The following is a 23,273-nucleotide window of genomic DNA, read 5'->3' on the forward strand; positions in this document are numbered from 1 at the left end:
CGCTCAAAACCACCGGACACCTGAAAGGTAACGATTGATTTTTGCCCATCGGCAATCCATACCATGGGTGCTAGTTGGTAGGCTTCAGCCCGCATCTCACTTCGACGTGTCACAAGACTCCGCCACTTGGTAAGTGATGCCGAACACTCTGCTGCCAGATATGCCAGTACACCAGCTGCGCGACCTCGGCTTTGTCATCTTGGGTGTAGGGTGGTTCGGGCAAGGTTTGGTACACGTGGTCCAAGATGAAGGTTTCCACCTCTGCCTGCGTCTGCTCCTTCTCGGTCCAATGGTCGAGTGGGGCAATGACGGCCAGCAGGCCTGCCAAGAGCTCACGGCTGGCCTGTTTGATCCGCTCCCGGTCCACCTTGGTCAAATCGGCGCGCTGTACCAGGTCAAATAGAGCCAATTGCTCTTCGGTCAGACCCTCATCTACAGCGCGGCGTTGTTCTTCACTTAGGCTGTTTGCCAAATCCATCAATTTGGCGAAGGTGTCTTCCACCGTCGCCCGGTCTTTGTCCTGGTTGTAAGCAGCGATGATTTCCTGGTACTTCTTCTCGTAGTTCATACGCAGCGGGTTGCGGGCCAGCATCTGAGCCAGCTTTTCTTCCACAATCTGGCGAATATCCTCAATCACTGTCGCCTTGCGTTTGACCTTTTTGGCAAACTCGTCGCGTAGCTTTTCCATGTTTATCTGCGACAGGTCTACCGTCAGTCCATTGGCTTGGTCGCCACCAGCCCCGTGGGACGCAATGGCCCGATTGACGATGCGGTGAAGCACTTTGAGCAACTCGCTGACGTCAGCGGTGTCGCGTCGTTCGCTCAGCTTTTTGTAGATGGCTTCGAGGTTGTCGTGCCGCTCGGCATAGATCAATGCGGAAGGCTCCACCAGCAGCGCCTTGAATCGGGTGAACACGACGCGGCACAAAATCTCGTAACGTCGTTTGGACTCGTCGCTGGTGTACACCGCCTCGACACCATCGGCCAAAAGTTGGATGCGGGTGAACCCCGTGGAGCCTGGCAGGCTTTCGGCCTCAAAACCCAACCCGCGCAGGTGTGCCTCAGTAACGGCAATCGCATCGGCCAAGGCGGCCACGCGCTCCTCTATGGGCGCCACAATCTCAGCTTCGCCTCCATCATCTCCCAGTGCATATTGCGCCAGAGCCTCTCGTAGGCTTTTAAGCATGCCGTTGTAGTCCACGATCAAGCCAAAGTCTTTACCGGGGTACACGCGGTTGGCGCGGGCAATGGCCTGCATTAGCGTATGCGCCCGCATGGGCTTGTCGATGTAGAGCGTGGTTAAGCACTCCACATCAAAGCCAGTCAGCCACATGGCACAGACCACAGCGATACGGAACGGGTGCTTTGGATTCTTGAATGCAGTTTCTACATCCACACGCTGGCCATCGGCCGTCTCAAACCCAAGCTTCATGACCGAGCGATGGGGGATGATGTCAAAACCCCATTTCTTGAAGTCAACCACTTCGTTTTGGGCTTCACTGATGATGAGTTCGATGATGGTTTCATCCATCCAAACGCCTTTGGCTAGCAGTCGGTCGCGCTGCGCATGCAAAAATTGGCGGGTTTCGTCATCGGCCGCTGCAGCAATGTCTGCGAGCTTGGCCTGCGCTTCGGCTCTGACGGCCGAGGCCTTGGCTGTCCACTTCGGCCCAATCAGCTTGAGCATGCGGGCACAGGTAATTTTGTCGATGCACACCATCATCGCCTTGCCCGCTTCCCAGCGGGTGCTGCAATGCTCCACAAAGTCGTTGGCTATTCGGTCCAAGCGCTCATCAGCGGTAATGACTTCGTAATCTTTTCCAAGCAGCTTTTCCAGCAAAGCCGTTTGGTCTGGATCCAAGTCGGCCGCATCCACAGCCGCTGCAATGCGTTCGTTCAGATCTAGCTTGGCCAGCCCCAGCTTTTCGCCCCGGTTTTCATACACCAGCTTGACGGTGGCGCCGTCTTCTTCGCTGCGTTTGAAGTCGTAGCGCGACACATAGTCGCCAAAGATGCGTTTGGTGAGCTGGTCGTGCTTGAACAGCGGTGTGCCGGTAAAGCCGATGAACGCCGCATTGGGAAGCGCCATTCGCATGTTGCGAGCCAACTTGCCAGACTGGGTGCGGTGCGCCTCGTCTGACACCACAATGATGTCATCGCGCTCGCTGTAGGGCGCGTCGGGCGTGACTTCCTGGTTGAACTTGTGAATCAGGCTGAACACATAGCGATGGTTTTCAGACAGCAGGCGTTGCAGCTCGCGCCCGGAGCTTGCCCGAGGGGTTTGCTCGTCGGCGACGCCGCAACCGACAAAGGTTTTGTAAATCTGGCTGTCCAGATCGTCCCGGTCGGTCATCAGTACGAATGTGAAATTCCCGGGTATGGTGCGCCGCACCTTCTCGGCAAAGAAGGCCATTGAATACGACTTGCCGCTGCCTTGCGTATGCCAAACCACGCCCAAGCGACCTAAGTCTGGGTGGGCTCGCTCAATGATCTGAAGGTATTGTGGTGTTTGCTCGGCAGCCATCGGATACGGTGCCAACGCCTCATTGGCTGCCTCGACGTACGGCAGTTGAATGGTGCGGTGGGTTAGGCGTTTGTTGGTGGGGAATTCACGCTTCAAAGCCTCCTGGTGCACCACTGAGGCCACGGCCCGGTTCACGCCCAACATTTGGTGATTGCGCGCCACGACCTTGCGCACGGCACCCGCCTTGCTGGCGTCAAACAAGATGAAATTCTCCAGAATGTCCAGCAAACGGTCTTTCGCCAGCATACCGTTGAGTAGCACCTCAGCCGCCACATTGCCAACGTCGGCTTCATGCAGGCGCTTCCACTCTCCAAAATGCTCCCAGGTGCTGGTGATGGACCCAAAGCGGGCGTTGTCGCCGTTGCTGACAATCAAAAAGGCGTTGTGGTGGAAGGCGTGGGCCACCACGTTTTCGTCCATGTAGTCGCGCAGATTGCCGTCAAAGCCGGCGCGGATGTTTTTGTACACCGCTTTGAGCTCAATGAATACCAGTGGCAGGCCATTTACAAAACACACCAGGTCGGCCCGGCGGTTGTAGTTGGGGGTGCGCAGTCCGGTGAGTTTCAGCTCCCGTACCACCAAAAAACGATTGTTGGCCGGGTTGCGAAAGTCGATCACTGCTGCCTGCGCATGGCTCAATTGCCCCTGGGCGTTGCGGTAGCTGACCGGAACGCCGTCGCGGATCAGCGTGTGAAATGCCTGGTTGTGCTGCAACAGCGAGCGCGAAAAGTCATGATGCGTTAGCTTGGTGATGGCCTCTTCAATGGCCCGGGCAGGGAGCTGGGGGTTGAGCCTGACCAAGGCAGAGCGCAGGTCCCGCACCAGCACGGCGTCGCGCTCGTTTTTGCGACCCAAGGTGCTGGTAGGTCCAAATGTTTCCTGGTTCCAGGCATAAACGCTGTCCCAACCCAGCACCGACTCCAGGTGCTCCGCAAAGGTAGCCTGAACCAAGCGGTCTTCGCTGTTGATATCGGTGTAGGCCATAGTCTCTATCGGACAAAGCTACGGGCCATAAAGGCAAAGGGTATTGCCTGCACTTTGCGGAAACTATTAAAAATGAACCACTCAGAACTCATGCGCAGCTTATAGCCATTCTTTTTCATGAAACTGCCTCCCATCATTTGGGTCTGTGACTAATTAGCCCGCTATTGGGGCCGTCGACATCAACACTGCCACGGGTTCCAATGACGCAACCTGGTCGACCTCAAGCTCTACTACGTTGGCAGTTGACAAGAGCTTGGCATTGAGCGCATCTGCGATTGCTTTTGAACGCTGCTCGATGAACAGCGTGTAATCGTCTGCAATTACCCCATAGCCCTCGATATCCTGCACAAGATGTGTTTTCAAGGTCGCGGCCAGCGTGTCGTTGGTATTGGCGAACTTGCTGATGTAGTCGCTCGGCGCTCTCTTGCCAATGCGGTGCTTGTTGGAATAACCGTCGATAAGCGTTATGTTGGCGATCAAATTCGGCTGTTGACCCTTGCCGACACTTTCAAGGTAGGCTTTGGGGAAAAAGTGATGGTAGTTGCGGCTGGTCGCAATTTTGAGATTGCTGTTGTCCAGGATGACGAGGCCATTGGTATCAAATGACTTCGGTTGTTGATAGGCCAACAAACACAAAATTGACTTGCAGTACCCATTGCCCGAAGAGAACCAGGTTTCCGCAATTCGCTGGGCTGAAATCGACAGCTCGGTGCTGGGGTAGACCGGTCCAACGCTTTTTGCAATGGCATCCATCTTATTAAAGTCTTCACTCATCTTGGACTCGGTTGACGAGCCATAGCGTTCAGTCAGCCCTGCCCAGTAGAAAAATTGCTCGAGTAACTGTACCTGGGTCTTGCTGGGTTTTTTGTTGGCGGTGGCATTGAAGAAATAGACCAACGGGACCACCAGCGCTGGGTATGGCACCAGTTGCGATACCGGAACGCGCAGTTCAGAACGGATGAAGTCAATCGCCATAAACAATGACGCCTCCATCGGCGCCCATTTGTCAATAAAAGTCTCGCGCCGAATCTTTAGAATGTCCCGGCTTCTCACCGCCCGCAAAGTAATGGCCGCCACACACTGCATGATGGTGGACTCCGGCAGCGTCTCGAACTTAGCAACGGCCAGGCATTCCTTTTTACTATCCGACCCATCCCGCAATAACTCGTACTTTTCGACCAGGTCAAATTTTTTGATCTCGTCATAGGTTTTGGCCACCATGATCTCGAAGACTGTGAGCGACTTGCCTCCTGTATTGATTCTCGAGAACACCTCGCAAGCAACCTCAATGGGGTAGTCCTTGATCGTGATGGTCGAAAAGTCGTAGTTGGTCAGCTTATTTTTGTAAAATTCAATTTTTTTGAGCGTTTCACGAGCGGGGAACTCATCCAATAAATCGGTCACCTGGCTGGTCAGCACGCGGTGCACAGACACATAGCGCTTACCCGCTTGCTGCTCTGTCACCACAATTTGCTCATCGTTTTCCGGGTCATGGTCCAGGTTGATGAAGATGTCGCGGTAATCAACGACCTTGCCGTCCTTGGTGATGCGAATGCCTTTGCGGATGGCATACAACGAGGTGATGCGCTGCTGTCCGTCAAGGATGTATTGCACGTAGTCGCCCTTGTCGGTCTCTGGCAGCTTATGGTTGCCGACCTCTTTGTAGCTGCGTAGCTCTTCTTTGGTCTTCCAGAAAATGAAGGTCCCGATTGGAAAGCCTTTAAGGATGGAGTCGATCAGCTTGGCCGATTGCTCTTTCTCCCACACAAACTCGCGTTGAAACATGGGTAGCTTGATTTGCCCGCTATCGATTTCAACAAAAAGCGCTTCATACTTTTTATTGTGGTTGTCTGGCTGCAGCAACACCGGCTTTTCCGGAGCGGTGGCAGGTGTGGTTTGTGTCGTGTCGTTCATTGTTTTCCCTGAGTGTTTCTAGACGGCCAGTTCGCCGCTCATTAGCCGCGGCAGCAGTAGATCGCGGGCGGCGCGTAGTTTCTTATTTGTCTCGTCGAGTTTGTCCAATTGCGCATGGATCCGCTCAACCGTTTCATGAAATGAACGCAGCAATGAAAGCGGCGGGTGCAGCAAATGTCGGCTGTACGCAAAATCCCGGTTCAGACCTGGAACTGCGACATCGGTGCTAATGAAGTGCATGTTCTTTAGCGCGTAGAAAAGGTACAGGCTGCTACTTTCCGGGGTCACAAAATAGACCGTGTCGATGGGGTAAAAGCTCTTGCTTGACCAATACACGCTGCCGACATTGCCCTTGCGGCCGAGAACGATGGCGGGGCCTTGTACCAAGGCCTTTTCGTGGGTGCCGACGATGCCACTTGATCCAAAGACCGGAAAGTCGCCTTCGACACGAATTTCAGCCTTCAATGCTTTACCGTAGTTAAGGATGATCGAGTCACCCAGCGTCTTGCGCTCCCAACCCTGTGGCACGCCATCCACGATGGGGGTGTGTTCATAGCCGGGGAAGCGCAGGCGGACGAACCATTCTCGGTAGAGCAACCGGGCGGACTCTTCTAGCAGGGCCATGCGGCGGCGGTTGTTTTCGATCAGGTCGTCGTAGGTGGAGAGGATGTTGGAAATCGATAGTTGAATGGCGTAACTAGGCACGCTTATTTCAAGCCCCAAAGCGCGATCACGATTGAGGCCAGGTACAGCAACATCACTGTTCATGGATGCCAACGGCAGGCTACTCAGAAGGTAGTACGCATAGCGAAGATCAATTCTTCCATCTTTGGGCACAACGTAATACGCTGTGTCGATTGGGAAAAAATTGCGAGCTTCATAGAAAACCGATCCAACAGACCCTTTGCGGCCAACGATGACGCCAGGACCAGAAACCAGCGCAATATCATGCCAACCACCAATGCCACCGGACCCATAGACGGGGATGTCGCCAAATTTTCGATCGCGGTCTGGGAGTGACTTGCCGTATCGCAGTTCAATCACGTCACCGAGTTGACAAATTCTCCAGCTCATCGCTGAGATGCCTTTTCTGCAATAGTCATGAGTAAAAACTGCCTATAACCCGCTCTGGAGCTGCGAACATCCCTATTCAAAAAATAACAAATTACAGTCCTCATACTCCCAACTCCTCAAAGTTGGTCTGAATCTTCAGGGCCAAATCCACAGCCTCGCGGTTCAAATCCGCCAGTTCCAGGTGGATTTCGCGCAGAGATTGCTCGAAATCGAAATCTTCGTCCACCTTGGCTGGCGCCACGCCCACAAAGCGGCCGGGGGTCAGGCTCCAGTCGGCGGCTTCAATGTCGGCACGAGACACAACCTTGCAAAGGCCTAGCACGTCTTTCATTTCGGCAGTGGGGAAGCGCTCGATCAACCAGGCGGCTTGGCGCTGGAAATACCGAACCTGTTTCAAACGGGTGACGACTTCATGTCGTGCCGCATCCGCAACCTTGCGCGCTTTGTTGATGTCGCGACTGTCCCAGATTGGACTGTCTTTAGCGGCTAAGTCTTTTTCGCACAGATCAATGGTGCGCGAAAGAACCTTGAAGGCCAGGTCCAGCGTGGCGATCAACCCATGACTTTGCGCGGCGAACGCCTTGAGCCGGTTGTCATGGAAATCTATTGCCCCGGCCATGCCCCCGTAGGTGCAGTGCGTTTCCGCCTCGCTGGTCAGCAGTCTGAAGGCTTCCACTGGGCCAAGGGGATCCATGTCGCTGTCGTAGAACTCGGCCAGTAGGGCGGTGTGCGGTGAGTCCTTACCCTGTGCCTTTACCAGTGGGTCGATCAGTGCACGCAAGCGGGTGTAGGCGTCGCAAAATTCGTCAAGTGGCTCGCACTTCTGATCACCAGTTTCGTCCAAAAAGCATGCCTGCGCGCTGTTGACCGAGCTATTGATGTGTTCGCCCACCAACGCCACAAACCGCTCTTTCTGGCCCCGGTACAACCACACGATGGCAGCCAGGTTGGCCTGCTGCTCAGGTGAAAAGTCGTAAATCTTGCGGGTGACTTTGCGGTAGACGTTGCGGGCGTCCAGCATCAACACCTGGTCTTTGCGCGCTTCAGGTTTGGAACGGTCAAAGTGCCACAGCTCGCATGGCACGGTGCGGGTGTAGAAGAAGTTGGAGCGGATGGCGACCATCACGTCCACGTCGCCGGTTTCCACCAGCTTGCGGCGCACCTCTTTTTCTCCATGGCCTGCACTGCTGGCCTGAGACGACATGACAAAGCCTGCGCGTCCTGTGGGGGACAAGTAGCTGTGAAAGTAGGAGATCCACAGGTAATTGCCGTTGGAGACCTGCTTGTCTTTGTTGACGCCGGGCAAGCCAAAGGGCAGCCGGCGGTCGGTCTTGACCGCCTCGGCATCGACCTTATCCACATTGAAGGGCGGGTTGGCCATCATGAAGTCAACATTGCCCCACAGTGGGCGGCCGTCTTGAAGGCGGTGGGCGTCGGTATAGAAGGTGTTGGCCTCTTGAATGTCGCCTTCCAGGCCATGCACGGCCAGGTTCATTTTGGCAAGGCGAATGGTGGCAGGCGTCTTTTCCTGGCCATAGAAGGTGACGCGCTTCATGGTCTCGAAGCCTTCGTGCTCAATGAAGTGGCTGCTTTGCACGAACATGCCACCCGAGCCACAGGCCAAGTCGGCCACGACGCCATGGTCAGGCTCAATGACGTTAACCAGTGTTTGCACCAGCGAGGGAGGCGTAAAAAACTCGCCGTTGTCCTGGGCGCCCTGCATGGCGAACTTCATCAAGAAGTATTCGTAAATGCGGCCAAACACGTCGCCCGTGGCAGTGCGCAGGGCTTGCGAGTCGAAGCAACGCAGCAGGTTTTCAAGCAGCTTGTTGTCAAAGCGGTCGTAGTCTTTTGGCAAGCTCCCCAGTAGCGGGGGGAAGTCCGCCTCAATGGCGTTCATGGCGATGACAAGGGCTCCGCCCAGGCTGGCACCGGAGGGGAGCTTGAGCAGCGTGTCATATCGCGCCACCTCTGGCAGCAAGAGGGCGCGGCGCTTGATGAAATCGGCCTTGCCCAAGGGGCGCTTGGGCATGGTGCCTGCAGCCTGGTCCGCTTCAATGGCTTTTAACGCTGACTCGTATCGGTTGGTAGCGTGGCGCAAAAAGATAACGCCCAGCACCGGCATGGAGTATTCGGTTGCGGTGAGGTTGGAGTTGGCGCGGAGCTGATCGGCGGCTTCCCACAGGCTGTCTTCTACTTTGGTGATGTTGTGGAATGCGTTGGCAGTCATCTCGGCAATTCTTGTTCGGTCTATGAGCGCATGGCACCGGGGGCAGTCCCCCCGGCCTGCAGGGCAGATTATGGCCCGTCGAATGGGGCAATTGCCCCAGGCCGGCTCGCATATTCTTGGGATGAGACTGCGTGAAGTGCCACGGCGATGGAATGGGTTGCCCATTGGCCAAATTCGCCCAAAGGCTCGCTGGAGCCACCATCTCCTGTGGAGGATGGCTGCGCGGGCCCCGAATTGACCACAAGTAGCTGGTGATTGCGTCGCCAAAGGCGAACGTCAGACCCTCAACCATGATGAATAGTGATCGTGACTTTGTGCATAGTCAGCTAAACCCTGGCCAATAAGCCGTGAATTGGTGTCTCCCTGAATAAGGTCAGTCACAGCCGCGGGCACACGTAATACTGGCCGGATGCAGGGGATTTTGCGGCTACAACTTCAGTAACATCGTCACTTGGCTGCCAGATGGATGACGTAAATTGTCTGGCTGGCCGAGCTGACATCTCCTGAAAGCAGTGATCCGTCGAAATACGGAATTCAATTGATCCGATAACCGGCAAAGTGCAGATTTAGTCATGAAACCTGATCGCAATGTGAGCGTGGCTGAAGTTGCCACTATGTTCAATGAAGTGTTGCCGCTTCGCTCTGATCAACATCTGGTCTTTTCACAACTCCTTGATGCCGTCACGTTCTGTGAGCAATTGGGCTCTGCCGCTTGGTCAATTACGCTTCATGAAACTGGTTTTCGGTTGAACGTTGGCCAGGTTGAGGCAATGACGTGGAGCTGCACCCGCTTTGACGGGAATGAAACTGCTGTAGATCAGGATGCGCTACTGTCTGACGTTCGTATCCTGCTGGCAGGGGCAGATTGCCCAGGCAAAATCAAGGACCTTGGCGAGGAGGGCCATTTTGACGAGCTGGCCTACAAGTCGGTTGGTGCGCAACATTGGTGCTACAACGGTACGTTCCAAGTTAGCACGACTGCCAGTCCAGATCCCCGTCGCGCGGTGGTGGCAGATCATCTAGTGAGCCTGCTTGACAACCACCATCAATTCTTGAAACTGGCCTGCACCACGTCCAGCGGCAAACTCCGACAGAAATCCAACTATTCACAGCATCACTGCGAGTCGCTCTACGCTTACGCATGTGCCGTCGTCAACGGCACAGCTGAACCTAATCAGCCTGATGCTGTCGATACTGAAGAGGCCTTGCTGGCAGCAGTGGCGCGCTCACTGGCGGATAGTTCAGAAGCTCGTGCGGCGCGCTTGGCCGTGGCGCCCACTTTGCCTGAGCGCTATCAGACGACAACAACGGCGTATCGACGCAACGGGGACGTTATCGCCGAGGTGCTGCTGCGAGCGGCTGGTCACTGCGAAGGGTGCCAGAAGCCAGCCCCGTTCATCCGCGCATACGATGCAACGCCTTATCTTGAGGTCCACCATCGGGTGCCGCTGTCTGTTGGCGGGGAAGACACTGTCGCAAATGCAGTGGGTTTGTGTCCTAACTGCCATCGGGCTGCCCATTACGCCTAAGTTGGTTGCAGTATCGCGCTCAAAGAGTGTCGTTAAAACGGTATATTGGTGACAATGTTAGAGGAATTGCTTAAAATATAGGCATATGCAAACCACAGATCTCACCGCCAAACAAGCCAAGTGGGTACACGAATACTTGGCCTGTGGGAACGCGTCGGCTAGCGCGGTAAAAGCCGGGTACAGCGCCAATGGCGCGTCAGTCGCCGGGAACAGGATGTTAAGAAATGCTAGCGTTCAGAAGGCGCTGCAGGCGTGCCAAGCAGCTGACGCTGCCCGACTATCCATTCAGCGGGACGACGTCTTAAATGGCCTTGTGGAGGCCGTAGACCAGGCACGAGAGCAGGGTAACTCTATGGCCATGATCCGGGGGTGGGCCGAGGTGGCGAAGTTGATGGGGTTTTATGCGCCCGGGCAGGTCAGGGTCGACTTGAACGTCCAGGAGCAGGTGGAAATCGGACGCCTGGACCGGTTCTCTGATGCCGAGCTGCTAAGAATCATTGAGGCGGGGAGGGCAGAGGTCCAGTGACCACCCTTACTCAGTAAACGACTATGCCCTTGCTAGTCGGGCTTCCAAATGATTCAAGTATTCCAAGACTGCAGCCACTGTGAGGGGCTAGAAGAGGCTGTGGAGCGGGAGATGGGGTTAGTCGCCAGGGGGTGATTGCGGAGCTTGTGGGGGCGGCCGACTTGGCCAAATTGATGATGGAGCCGGGGCAGATTGTGTCGGCCCTGCGACAAATCGCTTTGATGAGTGGCTATTACCGGCAGGAAGAAGTGGCGCGTGTGAGGCTGACGGATAGGCAGAGCGTGGTCAAGGATAAATTCGCTGCGATGACCGATGCGGAACTGGTTGCCCTGATCGGTCAAGGCAACACAGCATCGCATTGATTCATCGTTTGGGTTTTGTCGGTTTTGTCGGTACTGCTCCTGTGTTCGTGGGCGATGACGCAGCGGGGTTGATGTCGTAGTGCTGTGATGGGCGACCAATGCGTCTGCCCGCTACCACTTGGCGTTTGATCCAACCTGCGGCTTCCAACTCATCGCAGGCAGCCTTCAATTCATCGAGTTCTTTGAGACGTGACCAGCCCTTGCGTTGAATATCGCGGGTGCTGAATCCAGCCTCAAGCTGGCCAGCGGTAATCTTGGTGGCCAACAGCTGCGCCGCCTGCACCTTGTAGTCGGTGGCCATGCCGTAAACACGGCGTGCATGTGACTCCAGATAGTGCGACCAACGAATGGCCAACTGCAGGCTCTCTACCCCAATGGAACTCCCTCGCTTGATCTTGCCTGCGGCCATCTCGACCAGGTGAAAAATGAGTGACAAAGCCGGAATGAGCTTTCGGTATTTGCCCAAATGCTCTTGCATCAGCGGGTCATCTTCGGTTGTGATGCGTTGGGTCAGCTCAACAAGCCACTTAAAGAACAAGGGCTGTGCCTTCTTCGTCTCGAAGCGAAAATAGGGGATGTCGTACTCTTTATCTTGCTTGGCACCCAGGCTCTTGATGTCATTGGCAAGCAGCAGAACAATGTCCATGACTGTTTTGGCGGCGGCCTCGTCCGGGGACTGGTCCACGACACCTACCATCGGCACCTCGTCGGGATAGACCATGACTTGAAGGCGTTGAATGAACCCGTCGTTGCCATGGTTATGTTGGGCCTCGGCTAGATACACCTCCAGCTTGTCGGGCTGAATGCCGCCAAAAATGGATGCGCAAAAGCGCTCAATGAAAATGTTTCCACGCGCAATGCGGTCCACCCGATGGGAGCCCGTGCCGTTCCATGCAGTCAGGTAGCCTTGGCGCTCGCCTTCACGGCCTGGGCGCTCAAAACCTGCAAGAAGTCCTGTCAGTTCATCGTGCTCTACCAGAATGCCACGAGGGTTTGCCTGAAGCATTTCTCCGAGGGATTCAATGGTGCAGTCATTGGTGTGATAGCGTTTTGCCACTGGTTCATCATTGGACAACCCGCAAAGGCGTTGGTACTCCAGAAAGTCGGCGCTGGGCTTCGTCACATCAGGAGTGCTTTCCTTGCCAATCCTTTTTTTCAGCAAGTCGGCGCTCAACTTATTGGTGAGAGTAACTTGTTGATGTGCCGCCGTTGCTGCTTTCCAGTCAGCTTGGGCCAGGCTGTCAAGCCGATAGAGTGGAGACATTGCCGCTGAGATCGCTGGGCTTTTGAGTCGACCGGGGCGGCCGATGCCAGCCCCCCAGATGTTGGGGGTGACAGCCCAGTCGTCGTTTTGCTTGGGGCGAACAGCAGCGCCGGTGCCAATCACCGAACCCAACATGACCACCGCTCCAGCTGCAACAAAGTCGATGGGGCATTGCATTCGGTGAACGATGTCGGTGACCCACGGGCGCAGTGAATCAGGCAACATGTCTGGCGTGAACGGCTGCACCGGTATGGTGGCGTGCAGAACGGGCTCTGGCGTCCTCCAGTTGGCGGTCACGGGGTCGTCAGCCTGGGCCAAGAGGGCCAGGATGTCTTTAGGTACGTCGATGATTTTCATGGTGATTATTCGATGTCAAATTTGTAGGGGTGGCCGGTGTCAGGGTGGATGCTGGGCGGCATGACCACATTTTTTCCGGTGGAAAGAATCTCGATTAACCAGGCTGGACGGGCGTCCTTGTCAGTGGAAGCGCATATGTCTTTGGTGTCGTTGTTTACCCAAATATCCGACTGACGCAATGTGGTGGCTGCCTTGGGTGGCGACGTGCCTTTGTCAAACCCGAGATAGCGATGGCGACCTACATCAGACCCGCTGATGACGGTGAACTTTCGTTCACGCATCATGGCGGCTGCGGCGGCATAGGCTTCTTCGGCATAGCGTGCCCCGCCGCGTATGTCTACATCCAAGACGCAGATTTCTTTGCCATTGACGACAGACCACTTGCCCGGTCTGAAGCCAACGTTGAACCTCGGCTGATACGCTGACTTCAGCGCGGCGGCGTCCATGACAGATGCATCGGCCCAGCCAGAGCTGACGGGAATCTTCGTGCTGGGGCGAAGCCAATGGATTGCAAAACCTAGCTTGCGCAGGCGTAGGCCTTCTTGGAGCATGTCATCCATAGTGCTGCTCCAGATAGTCGCGGGTTTCTGCATATTCGTACCCGAGGAGACGACTGACAAAACCGACAATATTCGAGCCGGTTGCACCGCAGTTGGATGACATGCACTTGTACCAACCGGACTCGACGTTGACGCAAAGTGAGGGATTGTTGTCGTCGTGAAAAACGCAGCACGCCCAGGCGAATCCGTTGTTGCCATGGGCGAGATCTGGTAAAAGGTCTTCGAAGACGACGGATGGATCAATTTCGACCCACGACGATTTTGCGCTTGGGCGTTTGCTGAAGCCTGTATAGCCCGACGGGGTGCGACTTGATGCCGCAGGTTTGCGAGAGATATGTTTCATGACGGTCTCGTTATTGGGTTTGGGTCAGGCCGAGTTCGGTGGCACGCTTTTCGAGCTTGTCGTCGAGTTGGCGAAGCTGGTCGGACGGCAGCCCTTTCTGGGCCAATTTGATGCACTTGAGGCACAGCGGGTACTGGATAGCACCCCGATGGCCGACCAGGTAGATGCCGAGCCCAGGAATGGCCCTTAGAGGCGTGCTGCACAGGGTGCAGGCGTTCATGGCGGCGCTGTAGGGGTAGTAGAGGCCGTGGGTCATTGGGTGGCTCCTGCTGGCATTGAAGCGAGGTTCGCCTCCAGAAACCGGGCCAAGTCAGCAGCCCGATAGATCACACGCCTGCCCAGCTTGACGTACGGGGGTGGTGGGAGGTGGTTGGCGCGGGGGCCGTTCATGCGGCTCTTGCGTAAAGAAGATACGCTCAGTCCCAAATAGAACGCTGCGTCAGCCTCGTTCATATTTGGGCGAGTTAGGTCAGGTGATTTCGGTCCCTGTTTGTCAGCATTTATCATGGATTACTCCTGGGGTTGAGCTGTTGTCAGCCAGGGGTCAACGATAAATTTAAGCACCAAAAAAAGAACCCGGTGCTTCGCTCACTGTGGAGCAAGAGCACCGGGTAATTCACCATTTTTGACGGAAGGCGGAGGGTTGCGTGGCGACCTCAAAAAATGGGCTGTACCGATAAGAAGCTCAGTTCAACGGTCCGCGCCCCTTAGCCGTAGCGCAGCGGCTCAAGAGGGCAGATTGACGCGCATGATCGCCGACTTCGGCCTGCAACTGGGCTCGGGGCGTCGCTTGTAGTGTGCAACTATGTCCTTTGTCACATCGCCGACGTCCTTCCCATCAAACTCATCGTTTTTGCCGATGTCTAGCAGTGCGCAAACGGTCATGGCCACAAGCGAATCACGCCCACGAATGGGCTTGCCAGCGGCATTGACGCCAGATAATATGAAATGAGTAAGTGCCCGAGCTATATACGTACGCTCTGCGGTTGGCAGGGCCATACTTCTTGGGCGCGACCTCATCGCGGCGGTCGGTGAATTCGGCTCATCCAAACCGTCTGCGAACCGGACCAAATCCTCGGCCATGAATGAATGCAAGTCAATGTCAAGGTAGCCCTTCAGCGTTTTCAGTTCTGGGGCGTACGTATGGATTTTTATCGCCAGGCACCGGGCGAGCGCAGCAATTTCCGACACCGTTTTTTCAACTTGTTTGGCCGGGGCTCTCGACATCGCCGCCCACGAATCGCGCAACCCGAGCGCGTAGTCCCAATAGTCTCGTTCGTCCTCCCAGTATTCATTGGCGAAGGCGGTTGTTACGCTCTTCCAGAGAGAGTCATATTGGGGAAGTGATAGGCGTTGCTCAAGCGCGGGTCGGAGCTTAGGCGCGGGGTTCATTCTGTGCTGGCCTTTGCAAGTTGGCTGACCAGTTTTTCCACTGCGTTCGCCTTATGTTCCGGTGCCAGGTGGGCATACCGCAGCGTCATTTTCAAATCAGCATGGCCCAGCAACTCGCGCACGGTGTTGAGATCGACACCCGCCATGACCAGGCGGCTGGCGAAGTCGTGTCGCATATCGTGCCAGCGGAATGTTTCAATCTTGGCGTCCCTTAGCAATTTGGCCCAGGCGGTCTTGATCTCCACAATCCTTTGGCCATTGGCGCTTGGGAATACCAATACATTTGTGACGGGTGACTGTTGTCTCCATTGGTTCAGTGCGACCATGGCATCTGAATTAAGGGGTATGTGGCGTGTCTTACCACTCTTTGCGTTAGAGCCCTTGATGGCCAACTGCTGCCCCGGCAGGTTGATGTCGGACCAGCTCAAGGACAGCAACTCGCCTTGGCGCAGGCCGGTATTGAGCGACACAATGATGCAAGGCTGCAGGTGGTCGAAGAACGCTTGGTCGTCAAGACTGGGTAGGGCAGGGTAGTCGCGTTCGCGCCGCCAAGCGTTTGCTTTGGCCCGGTCCGCCTTCTTGGTGTGCTCTCGCTGACCTAGCGTTGTGAACAACGCTACACGTTCAGGATCACTCAGGTAGCGAACAATGGCATCGGAGTCATCTTTTGAGGCTTTGACTTTGGCAAGCGGGTGCTGTTCCAGAAACTCCCATTCAACCGCCTTGGTGATGGCGGCTTTCAGTGCTGCAAGATCACGATTGACCGTGGTCGGTTTGGCGGGTCGAGTCGCGTGGTTCAGTCGCTGCTGCCGCCATTTTTCAATCCCCAGCGCGTTAAGTTCCGATAAGGGGCGGTCCCACTGGGCATCGAAGTTCTTGCGGATGCGGGCTAAGTTGGCATCGGCTGCCTTGCGGTGGGTCTTGGCCCACGGGCTGAAATCTTCGGTGATGAACTTTCCCAGCGTCTTGACTTCCTTCACGGGCTTGCGATCATCGAGCGGGTTGGTTCCCAGGTTGACACCGGCCAGTGTTGACCTTGCCACATCCCTGGCCTGCGCTGGACTGAATTCGGAGGTGCGACCAATCACGTAGCGCGTCTGCTTGCCGCGCAGGCGATACCGCACAAAGTACGACATGACACCAGACGGCTGCACGCGCAAACCAAACCCTTTGAGGTCGGTGTCGTTGACCTCATACGCGGCCGTCGCGGGCTTGAGGGTGGTGAGTAGCGTGTTGTTGATTTTGCCGTTCATGATAGTGTGACCCCTGCACTGTTTGATTTACAGACTGCAATGATTGAGTCCGAGGACACACTATAAGCACTAACTGAATCCACCGCAATGAACCAGTGGGAACAACGTTGTTACTGAGTTTAATTTGTAAGTTGTTGTTTTGATTGAAGTTATTTGCCATTCTTGTGGATGGAGGTTCATTGTCGTGCAGCGGCAAATATCGCAAAAAGCGCATTCACACTGCAGGGGTCGCAAGTTCGAAACTTGCATCGCCCACCAAATTACTGAATAAATCCAAGGACTTTCGAGAAATCGAAAGTCCTTTTTGTTTGTCCGATTCAGATTTAAAGCATCGGTTCGCGCGATGTAGGGCTGACGACGTCGACGCTGATCGCATTTCAATGAAGGCATATTTTCAGCCCATTTAAGATGCCCTGATTTATGCGAAAAAGCAAGATACGGAAGAGCATGTGGATGCTCTTGCTGCGTGTTGTTGGCAGGCACCCTTGCCTTTGTGGTCACTAATCTCAGGTGATTGGATTGACCCGGTGTGGGCCGGGCCACGATACTAGGTAGTCATTTCGCCGACGCGATTAAGCAGCGAAAAAAGTTGAGGGTGTCCCGAATTTTGTGTAAACGGCGGTTAAGTTAGACGCGCGGCATGCGCTCGTCAAACTGAATGGTAAAGCGGTTCAGAGCAGCCTTCCAATCCCGAATCGGCATCGTCCATTTCTGGCTGATGTTGTTCAGTGCCAGATAGAACAGCTTGAACACTGCGTCCTCAGTTGGGAACGAGCCGCGGGTCTTGGTTATTTTGCGCAGGCTCATGTTCACGGACTCAATGGCGTTGGTCGTGTAAATCACTTTTCGGATGTCTGGCGGGTATTCAAAGAACGGTATCAAGTGTGTCCAGTTGCGCCGCCAGGAGCGCCCAATCGGAGCGAAGGAATCGTCCCATTTGACCTCGAATGCCGTGAGTTGTCGCTCAGCTTCGGATTCAGTGGGCGCAGCGTAAATCAGCCGCAAATCCGCGGCGACTTCCTTGCGCTGTTTCCACCCCACGAAGTTCAGGCTGTGACGCACCATGTGAACAATGCAAAGCTGCACCGTCGCCTTGGGGAAGACTGCCTCAATGGCGTCAGGGAAACCTTTGAGCCCATCTACGCAGGCGATAAAGATGTCAGCCACGCCCCGATTCTTCAGTTCAGTCACCACCTGCAGCCAGAACTTGGCCCCTTCGGTTTGGGCCATCCACAGGCCCAGTACCTCTTTGAGGCCGTCCAGGTTGACGCCAATGGCCAAGTACAGGGCCTTGACCCGCACAGTACCGTTGTCGCGCACCTTGACGTGAATGCAGTCCATGTAGACGATGGGGTACAGCGCCTCCAAGGGGCGCGACTGCCAGGCTTTGACCTCGTCCATGACGGCGTCGGTCACGGATGAAATCAGGGTAGGAGACACTTCGGCGCCGTACATCTCCTGCAGATGGCCTTGAATCTCGCGTACCGTCATGCCTCGGGCATACAGCGACAGTATCTTGTCGTCAAAGCCGCTCCAGCGGGTCTGGTGTTTGCCAATCAGTTGGGGCTCGAAGGTGCCGGCGCGGTCACGGGGGATTTCTATGGGTAGCTGGCCAAAATCGCCTTTGAGCGTTTTCTTGCTGCACCCGTTGCGGGTGTTGCCCGCTTCATTGGCAACCAACTGGTTCTTGCCGTGACCCAGGTGGCCGGTCAATTCGGCTTGCAAAGCTCGCTCGACCAAGGCTTTGGTGAGCGGCGTCAAGAGGCCATTCTGGCCAATCAGGTCTTCGGGCTTTTTGTAGTCGGCCAACAGGGCGCCAATCAGCTCGGCGGGTAAGGGTTTCATCTCTACGGTCATCTCGGCTCCATGCAAGACAGCAGTTTCCTGCCAAATAACCGTTTACACAAAACTTCTTACACCCTCGAAAAGTTTGGAGAGGGGCTCAGATTCGTCGCACGATTGTGGACATTGGTCGACCATAACTCTGGCACATGTAATATTACATTATTGAGCCAATCGCCTAGCAAGTGATACAGCAGCGGAGTGATAGTCCTTGTCAGGACTCAAGTTGTTGATTCATAACAACTTTAATTGAATAAGGTGACGAGCCTTGACCCCGGCACTGGCTCCACAGTTAGGGCTGCTTGGTTCCCCATCTGACCCGGTTGGCCACTTTACCATGCGGGAAGGCCCGTCACCTCATATTGTAATGCCTATGACTCGGTCAAGTCCTTCACGGGCGCATCAGGGGCATTGCTTTTCACGGAGGCTATTCCATTTTCCATGGCGGAGGCGGACGAGTACATCTCGCTGCGCCCGATGACTTGTCCATTGCCGGCATTTAGATTGAAATACGGCTGCCCAGCCGACGACGTGGCACGTTCGAAGCGTTCGTCAATTGCGCCGTTCGAGGAGGGTGTCCCGAATTTTGTGTAAACGGCGGTTAAGTTAGACGCGCGGCATGCGCTCGTCAAGCTGAATGGTAAAGCGGTTCAGAGCAGCCTTCCAATCCCGAATCGGCATCGTCCATTTCTGGCTGATGTTGTTCAGTGCCAGATAGAACAGCTTGAACACTGCGTCCTCAGATGGGAACGAGCCGCGGGTCTTGGTTATTTTGCGCAGGCTCATGTTCACGGACTCAATGGCGTTGGTCGTGTAAATCACTTTTCGGATGTCTGGCGGGTATTCAAAGAACGGTATCAAGTGTGTCCAGTTGCGCCGCCAGGAGCGCCCAATCGGAGCGAAGGAATCGTCCCATTTGACCTCGAATGCCGTGAGTTGTCGCTCAGCTTCGGATTCAGTGGGCGCAGCGTAAATCAGCCGCAAATCCGCGGCGACTTCCTTGCGCTGTTTCCACCCCACGAAGTTCAGGCTGTGACGCACCATGTGAACAATGCAAAGCTGCACCGTCGCCTTGGGGAAGACTGCCTCAATGGCGTCAGGGAAACCTTTGAGCCCATCTACGCAGGCGATAAAGATGTCAGCCACGCCCCGATTCTTCAGTTCAGTCACCACCTGCAGCCAGAACTTGGCCCCTTCGGTTTGGGCCATCCACAGGCCCAGTACCTCTTTGAGGCCGTCCAGGTTGACGCCAATGGCCAAGTACAGGGCCTTGACCCGCACAGTACCGTTGTCGCGCACCTTGACGTGAATGCAGTCCATGTAGACGATGGGGTACAGCGCCTCCAAGGGGCGCGACTGCCAGGCTTTGACCTCGTCCATGACGGCGTCGGTCACGGATGAAATCAGGGTAGGAGACACTTCGGCGCCGTACATCTCCTGCAGATGGCCTTGAATCTCGCGTACCGTCATGCCTCGGGCATACAGCGACAGTATCTTGTCGTCAAAGCCGCTCCAGCGGGTCTGGTGTTTGCCAATCAGTTGGGGCTCGAAGGTGCCGGCGCGGTCACGGGGGATTTCTATGGGTAGCTGGCCAAAATCGCCTTTGAGCGTTTTCTTGCTGCACCCGTTGCGGGTGTTGCCCGCTTCATTGGCAACCAACTGGTTCTTGCCGTGACCCAGGTGGCCGGTCAATTCGGCTTGCAAAGCTCGCTCGACCAAGGCTTTGGTGAGCTGCGTCAAGAGGCCATTCTGGCCAATCAGGTCTTCGGGCTTTTTGTAGTCGGCCAACAGGGCGTCAATCAGCTCGGCGGGTAAGGGTTTCATCTCTACGGTCATCTCGGCTCCATGCAAGACAGCAGTTTCCTGCCAAATAACCGTTTACACAAAACTTCTTACACCCTCCGTTCGAGCGGCAAGAATCGATACCCTGCGTCGCACCGGTTTTTGCTTCATACATTTGGCTGCTCAAAATGACTTGGCCGTTGCCAGCTTTCAAATTGAACAGAAACTTCCCATTCTTTGACTTGTTGATCTCAAACTTGCCCGCCATGGTGATCTCCTGCTTGGTAATGATTGAAAAACCAACCGCATGCACATGAATCCGGCTCGCGGCGGACTTCAGTCTACCGCCGTTGGCATCCATTTAGAATCCAAGCATGTCCTATATCGTGCTCGCCCGCAAGTACCGTCCCCGAAACTTCAGTGAAATGGTGGGGCAGGACCATGTTGTGCAAGCGTTGACCAATGCGCTTCTCACTAAGCGCTTGCATCACGCTTATCTATTTACCGGTACGCGTGGGGTTGGGAAGACGACTGTGTCCCGTATATTGGCCAAGTCGCTCAATTGTCAGGGCATTGACGGGCAAGGCGGGATCACGGCCACCCCATGTGGTGTTTGTCAGGCATGTAAGGATATTGACTCGGGGCGCTTTGTTGACTACACCGAGTTGGATGCAGCCTCAAATCGTGGCGTTGACGAGGTGCAGTCGTTGTTGGAGCAGGCGGTCTACAAGCCGGTTCAGGGGCGTTTCAAGGTGTTCATGATTGACGAGGTTCACATGCTCACCAATACTGCCTTCAATGCCATGCTGAAGACGTTGGAAGAACCCCCCGAATACCTTAAGTTCGTGTTGGCAACGACAGACCCTCAAAAGGTTCCGGTAACGGTGCTTTCGCGGTGCTTGCAATTTAATTTGCGGCCCATGGCGCCAGAAACGATTCGCGGCCATTTGGAGAAGGTTCTCGTCCCTGAGAACGTTGAGTCGGACGGGCAAGCTCTGCGTCTGTTGGCACGAGCGGCCCGTGGCTCCATGCGCGATGCCTTGAGTCTCACTGATCAGGCGATTGCCTTCGGCTCAGGGCGACTGGAGGAGGTCGCAGTGCGCCAGATGCTGGGCAGCGTGGATCGTTCCTACGTCTTTCGTTTGATTGATGCGCTCGCTATTGGCGATGGCAAGTCGGTGGTCAAGACCTCCGAAACATTGCGCCTGAATGGGCTCAGCGCAGGCTCCACTTTGGAGGAAATGTCCATGGTGTTGCAGCGCATGGCTGTGATCCAGGCTGTTCCCACTAACGCCGAGCCCGACGATTCGGACCCGGATGCGGCAGATGTGGCCCGTTTGGCGCAGGTGATGCCGGCTGATGAAACTCAACTTTTGTACAGCATTTGCCTGCATGGTCGAGGTGAACTGGGCCTGGCGCCGGACGAGTATGCGGCGCTGACCATGGTGCTGTTGCGCTTGCTGGCGTTCAAGCCAAACGCTGGGCAACGCGCTTTGGCGGAAAAAAAAACTCTGAATAGCGCACCGTCGCCTCGCCTCTCTGTGGCGGCTGAGCCGAAGGTTGTATCGACTTCTCCGACCTCTTTGTCGGTTGTGGCCGCTGATCAGCCGAAGGTTCTTGCTCCGGAAATCGATGGAAAAGCGTCTGTAGCCCCCGAGCGGATTGCAGAGCCAGCTATCAAAATAGAAGCACTTGAGTCAAGTCGACCCATGCAAAGATTGGCGGTTGTTAGCAGCCATTTGGCGGATGAGTTGCCAAGTCAGGGCAAGCTGGCACAGCGGCCGAACTCAGGACCAGCCGCGCAAGCAAGCACGCCGATAGGCGCGATTCCGCTACGGGTTCAGGCGGACTCGAGGACAGAGGCTTTGGCTGGCCACTCTGTAATGCCAGTTCTGATTCCCGGAGAAGAGGGTGACTTCTGGCACCAAACGGTGTCCGATATGGCGGGCCGGGAACTCATTACAGCACTGGTACGGGAGTTGGCGCTGCAGTCCCAGTTAATCGCCCGTGATACGGATCAATGGCTCCTGCGTGTAGAGCGAGAATCACTTAATCAGGCGGGTACTCGCGATCGTTTGACGGCGGCTCTGCATGCATCCGGGTTTCCAGTTCGACTGGCGGTTGAAGTCGGTCGAGTGACCGACACACCAGCAAGGCGCAATGCAGCAGCAACCGCAGAACGACAATTGGTTGCAGAAAAAATCATTTTTGATGATCCATTTGTTCAAACCATGATGCGTGACTTTGGGGCGAAAATCGTACCCGGAAGCATCAAGCCAGGTTAATGGATCGACCAGGGCTGACGTGTACATTGATGCGTCATTTCAATACCCAAATTTTTAACACTTAACGCAAGGAATACCCATGTTCAACAAAGGACAACTCGCAGGCCTCATGAAGCAGGCGCAGGCCATGCAAGACAACATGAAGAAAGCGCAGGACGAACTCGGAAACGTTGAAGTCACTGGCGAGTCTGGTGCCGGCTTGGTTAAAGTCACCATGACTTGCAAGCATGATGTTCGTCGTGTCACGATTGATCCCAGCTTGTTGGCCGAGGACAAAGACATGTTGGAAGATCTCGTAGCGGCAGCGTTCAACGCGGCTGTTCGTAAAGTGGAGGAAACTTCCGGCGAAAAAATGGGCAAACTGACAGCGGGTATGCCTGGCTTGCCTGGTGGCATGAAGTTCCCGTTCTGATTCCGCTCGGTATGGGCTCGACGAGAAAAGCAAGCCGTTAATGGCAGAGCACAACTCTCTAGACGCCTTGATTCAGGCGTTGCGACGCTTGCCGGGCGTGGGCGTAAAGTCGGCCACCCGAATGGCCTTTCACCTCTTGCAGCATGATCGGCCTGGGGCGCAGGCGCTAGCTCGTGCATTGCAGGAGGCGACTGAGTCCGTACAACACTGTGAGTTGTGTCACACCTTCACCGAAGCCAAGGTTTGCAGTACCTGCCTGGATGCTCGGCGTGACTCAAGCAAATTGTGTGTTGTCGAAACGCCGGCTGATCAGTCGGCAGTGGAGAGGACTGGGGCTTACAAGGGCTTGTATTTTGTGCTTATGGGCAAACTCAGTCCCCTGGATGGAATCGGTCCAAAAGACATTGGCCTCAAAAAACTCTTCGATCGAGCCAGCGATGGTACGGTGCAGGAGGTAATTCTGGCCACCAATTTCACGGCGGAAGGGGAGGCTACGGCCCATGTGATCACCGAGGGCCTGAAAACCCGGGGTCTTCGACTGACGCGACTGGCGCGCGGCGTCCCTGTGGGGAGTGAGTTGGAGTATGTGGACCTGGGCACCATTGCCCACGCGTTCGTGGATCGCCGTTAGGCATTGACT

20 protein-coding genes and 1 other RNA gene are annotated in these 23,273 nt (G+C 55.4%); 6 read left to right on the plus strand and 15 right to left on the minus strand.

Annotation, left to right across the window (positions count from 1 at the left end; genetic code table 11):
• Positions 1-109 precede the first annotated feature (109 nt).
• From J8G15_RS03280 to J8G15_RS03295, 4 genes are all read right to left on the minus strand, one after another.
• A complete protein-coding gene (locus tag J8G15_RS03280; protein WP_210546113.1) occupies positions 110-3,508 on the minus strand; it encodes a type I restriction endonuclease subunit R in 3,399 nt (1,132 codons plus the stop codon).
• 153 nt (positions 3,509-3,661) lie between these two features.
• Positions 3,662-5,422, minus strand: a complete 1,761-nt coding sequence (locus tag J8G15_RS03285; RefSeq protein ID WP_210546115.1) for a DUF262 domain-containing protein — start codon at positions 5,420-5,422, stop codon at positions 3,662-3,664.
• An 18-nt stretch (positions 5,423-5,440) separates the two neighbouring features.
• Positions 5,441-6,496, minus strand: a complete 1,056-nt coding sequence (locus tag J8G15_RS03290; RefSeq protein WP_210546118.1) for a restriction endonuclease subunit S — start codon at positions 6,494-6,496, stop codon at positions 5,441-5,443.
• Positions 6,497-6,596: 100 nt separating this feature from the next.
• Entirely contained in the window at positions 6,597-8,726 is a 2,130-nt protein-coding gene (locus J8G15_RS03295; protein ID WP_210546119.1) for a class I SAM-dependent DNA methyltransferase, read from the minus strand.
• A 596-nt stretch (positions 8,727-9,322) separates the two neighbouring features.
• Between J8G15_RS03295 and J8G15_RS03300 the strand changes: the two genes are divergently transcribed.
• The 3 genes from J8G15_RS03300 (at position 9,323) to J8G15_RS03310 (ending at position 11,143) form a co-directional block, all read left to right on the plus strand.
• Complete coding sequence (locus tag J8G15_RS03300; protein ID WP_240538422.1) at positions 9,323-10,255, plus strand: HNH endonuclease; 933 nt, start codon at positions 9,323-9,325, stop codon at positions 10,253-10,255.
• Between the two features lie 85 nt (positions 10,256-10,340).
• Entirely contained in the window at positions 10,341-10,781 is a 441-nt protein-coding gene (locus J8G15_RS03305) for a terminase small subunit (RefSeq protein ID WP_210546121.1), read from the plus strand.
• Positions 10,782-10,942: 161 nt separating this feature from the next.
• Positions 10,943-11,143 carry a hypothetical protein gene (locus J8G15_RS03310; protein WP_210546124.1) on the plus strand — a complete coding sequence of 67 codons (201 nt, stop codon included), beginning with the start codon at positions 10,943-10,945 and terminating at the stop codon, positions 11,141-11,143.
• Between the two features lies 1 nt (position 11,144).
• On the opposite strand, the gene J8G15_RS03315 is transcribed toward J8G15_RS03310, so the two are convergent.
• The 11 genes from J8G15_RS03315 to J8G15_RS03365 all read right to left on the minus strand — a co-directional run bounded on the left by J8G15_RS03315 (position 11,145) and on the right by J8G15_RS03365 (position 20,297).
• On the minus strand, positions 11,145-12,764 hold the full coding sequence (locus J8G15_RS03315; RefSeq protein WP_210546126.1) for a DUF3987 domain-containing protein: 1,620 nt from the start codon (positions 12,762-12,764) through the stop codon (positions 11,145-11,147).
• 5 nt (positions 12,765-12,769) lie between these two features.
• The gene (locus J8G15_RS03320; RefSeq protein ID WP_210546128.1) at positions 12,770-13,324 is read right to left on the minus strand and encodes a bifunctional DNA primase/polymerase; all 555 of its coding nucleotides are present in this window, start codon (positions 13,322-13,324) and stop codon (positions 12,770-12,772) included.
• Positions 13,317-13,667 (minus strand): CHC2 zinc finger domain-containing protein, encoded by a 351-nt coding sequence (locus J8G15_RS03325; RefSeq protein ID WP_210546130.1) that lies wholly within the window; start codon positions 13,665-13,667, stop codon positions 13,317-13,319. The genes J8G15_RS03320 and J8G15_RS03325 overlap by 8 nt, the downstream gene beginning before the upstream one ends.
• A 10-nt stretch (positions 13,668-13,677) precedes the next feature.
• Positions 13,678-13,923 (minus strand): hypothetical protein, encoded by a 246-nt coding sequence (locus tag J8G15_RS03330; RefSeq protein ID WP_210546132.1) that lies wholly within the window; start codon positions 13,921-13,923, stop codon positions 13,678-13,680.
• 470 nt (positions 13,924-14,393) lie between these two features.
• Positions 14,394-15,059: a hypothetical protein gene (locus J8G15_RS03335; RefSeq protein ID WP_210546133.1), complete on the minus strand. Its 666-nt coding sequence runs from the start codon at positions 15,057-15,059 to the stop codon at positions 14,394-14,396.
• The gene (locus J8G15_RS03340) at positions 15,056-16,312 is read right to left on the minus strand and encodes a site-specific integrase (RefSeq protein ID WP_210546135.1); all 1,257 of its coding nucleotides are present in this window, start codon (positions 16,310-16,312) and stop codon (positions 15,056-15,058) included. The genes J8G15_RS03335 and J8G15_RS03340 overlap by 4 nt, the downstream gene beginning before the upstream one ends.
• A gap of 627 nt (positions 16,313-16,939) precedes the next feature.
• Positions 16,940-18,169, minus strand: coding sequence for an IS256 family transposase (locus J8G15_RS03345; RefSeq protein WP_210546137.1), 1,230 nt, complete (start codon positions 18,167-18,169; stop codon positions 16,940-16,942).
• A 242-nt stretch (positions 18,170-18,411) separates the two neighbouring features.
• An RNA gene (gene ffs / locus J8G15_RS03350) (signal recognition particle sRNA small type) lies at positions 18,412-18,508 on the minus strand.
• A 17-nt stretch (positions 18,509-18,525) separates the two neighbouring features.
• Positions 18,526-18,786 (minus strand): YegP family protein, encoded by a 261-nt coding sequence (locus J8G15_RS03355; protein ID WP_210546139.1) that lies wholly within the window; start codon positions 18,784-18,786, stop codon positions 18,526-18,528.
• Entirely contained in the window at positions 18,761-19,990 is a 1,230-nt protein-coding gene (locus J8G15_RS03360) for an IS256 family transposase (protein ID WP_210546141.1), read from the minus strand. The genes J8G15_RS03355 and J8G15_RS03360 overlap by 26 nt, the downstream gene beginning before the upstream one ends.
• Positions 19,950-20,297, minus strand: a complete 348-nt coding sequence (locus J8G15_RS03365; RefSeq protein ID WP_240538423.1) for a DUF1508 domain-containing protein — start codon at positions 20,295-20,297, stop codon at positions 19,950-19,952. The genes J8G15_RS03360 and J8G15_RS03365 overlap by 41 nt, the downstream gene beginning before the upstream one ends.
• 13 nt (positions 20,298-20,310) lie before the next feature.
• Here J8G15_RS03365 and dnaX point away from each other — a divergent pair, with 13 nt between their 5' ends.
• The 3 genes from dnaX to recR all read left to right on the plus strand — a co-directional run bounded on the left by dnaX (position 20,311) and on the right by recR (position 23,264).
• On the plus strand, positions 20,311-22,221 hold the full coding sequence (gene dnaX / locus J8G15_RS03370) for a DNA polymerase III subunit gamma/tau (RefSeq protein ID WP_210546143.1): 1,911 nt from the start codon (positions 20,311-20,313) through the stop codon (positions 22,219-22,221).
• Positions 22,222-22,300: 79 nt separating this feature from the next.
• Positions 22,301-22,633 (plus strand): YbaB/EbfC family nucleoid-associated protein, encoded by a 333-nt coding sequence (locus J8G15_RS03375; RefSeq protein ID WP_210546145.1) that lies wholly within the window; start codon positions 22,301-22,303, stop codon positions 22,631-22,633.
• A gap of 40 nt (positions 22,634-22,673) precedes the next feature.
• A complete protein-coding gene (gene recR / locus J8G15_RS03380; protein WP_210546147.1) occupies positions 22,674-23,264 on the plus strand; it encodes a recombination mediator RecR in 591 nt (196 codons plus the stop codon).
• Positions 23,265-23,273: the final 9 nt, after the last annotated feature.

This window comes from Rhodoferax sp. PAMC 29310, assembly GCF_017948265.1.
In the GTDB taxonomy this organism is placed as follows: Bacteria; Pseudomonadota; Gammaproteobacteria; order Burkholderiales; family Burkholderiaceae_C; genus Rhodoferax.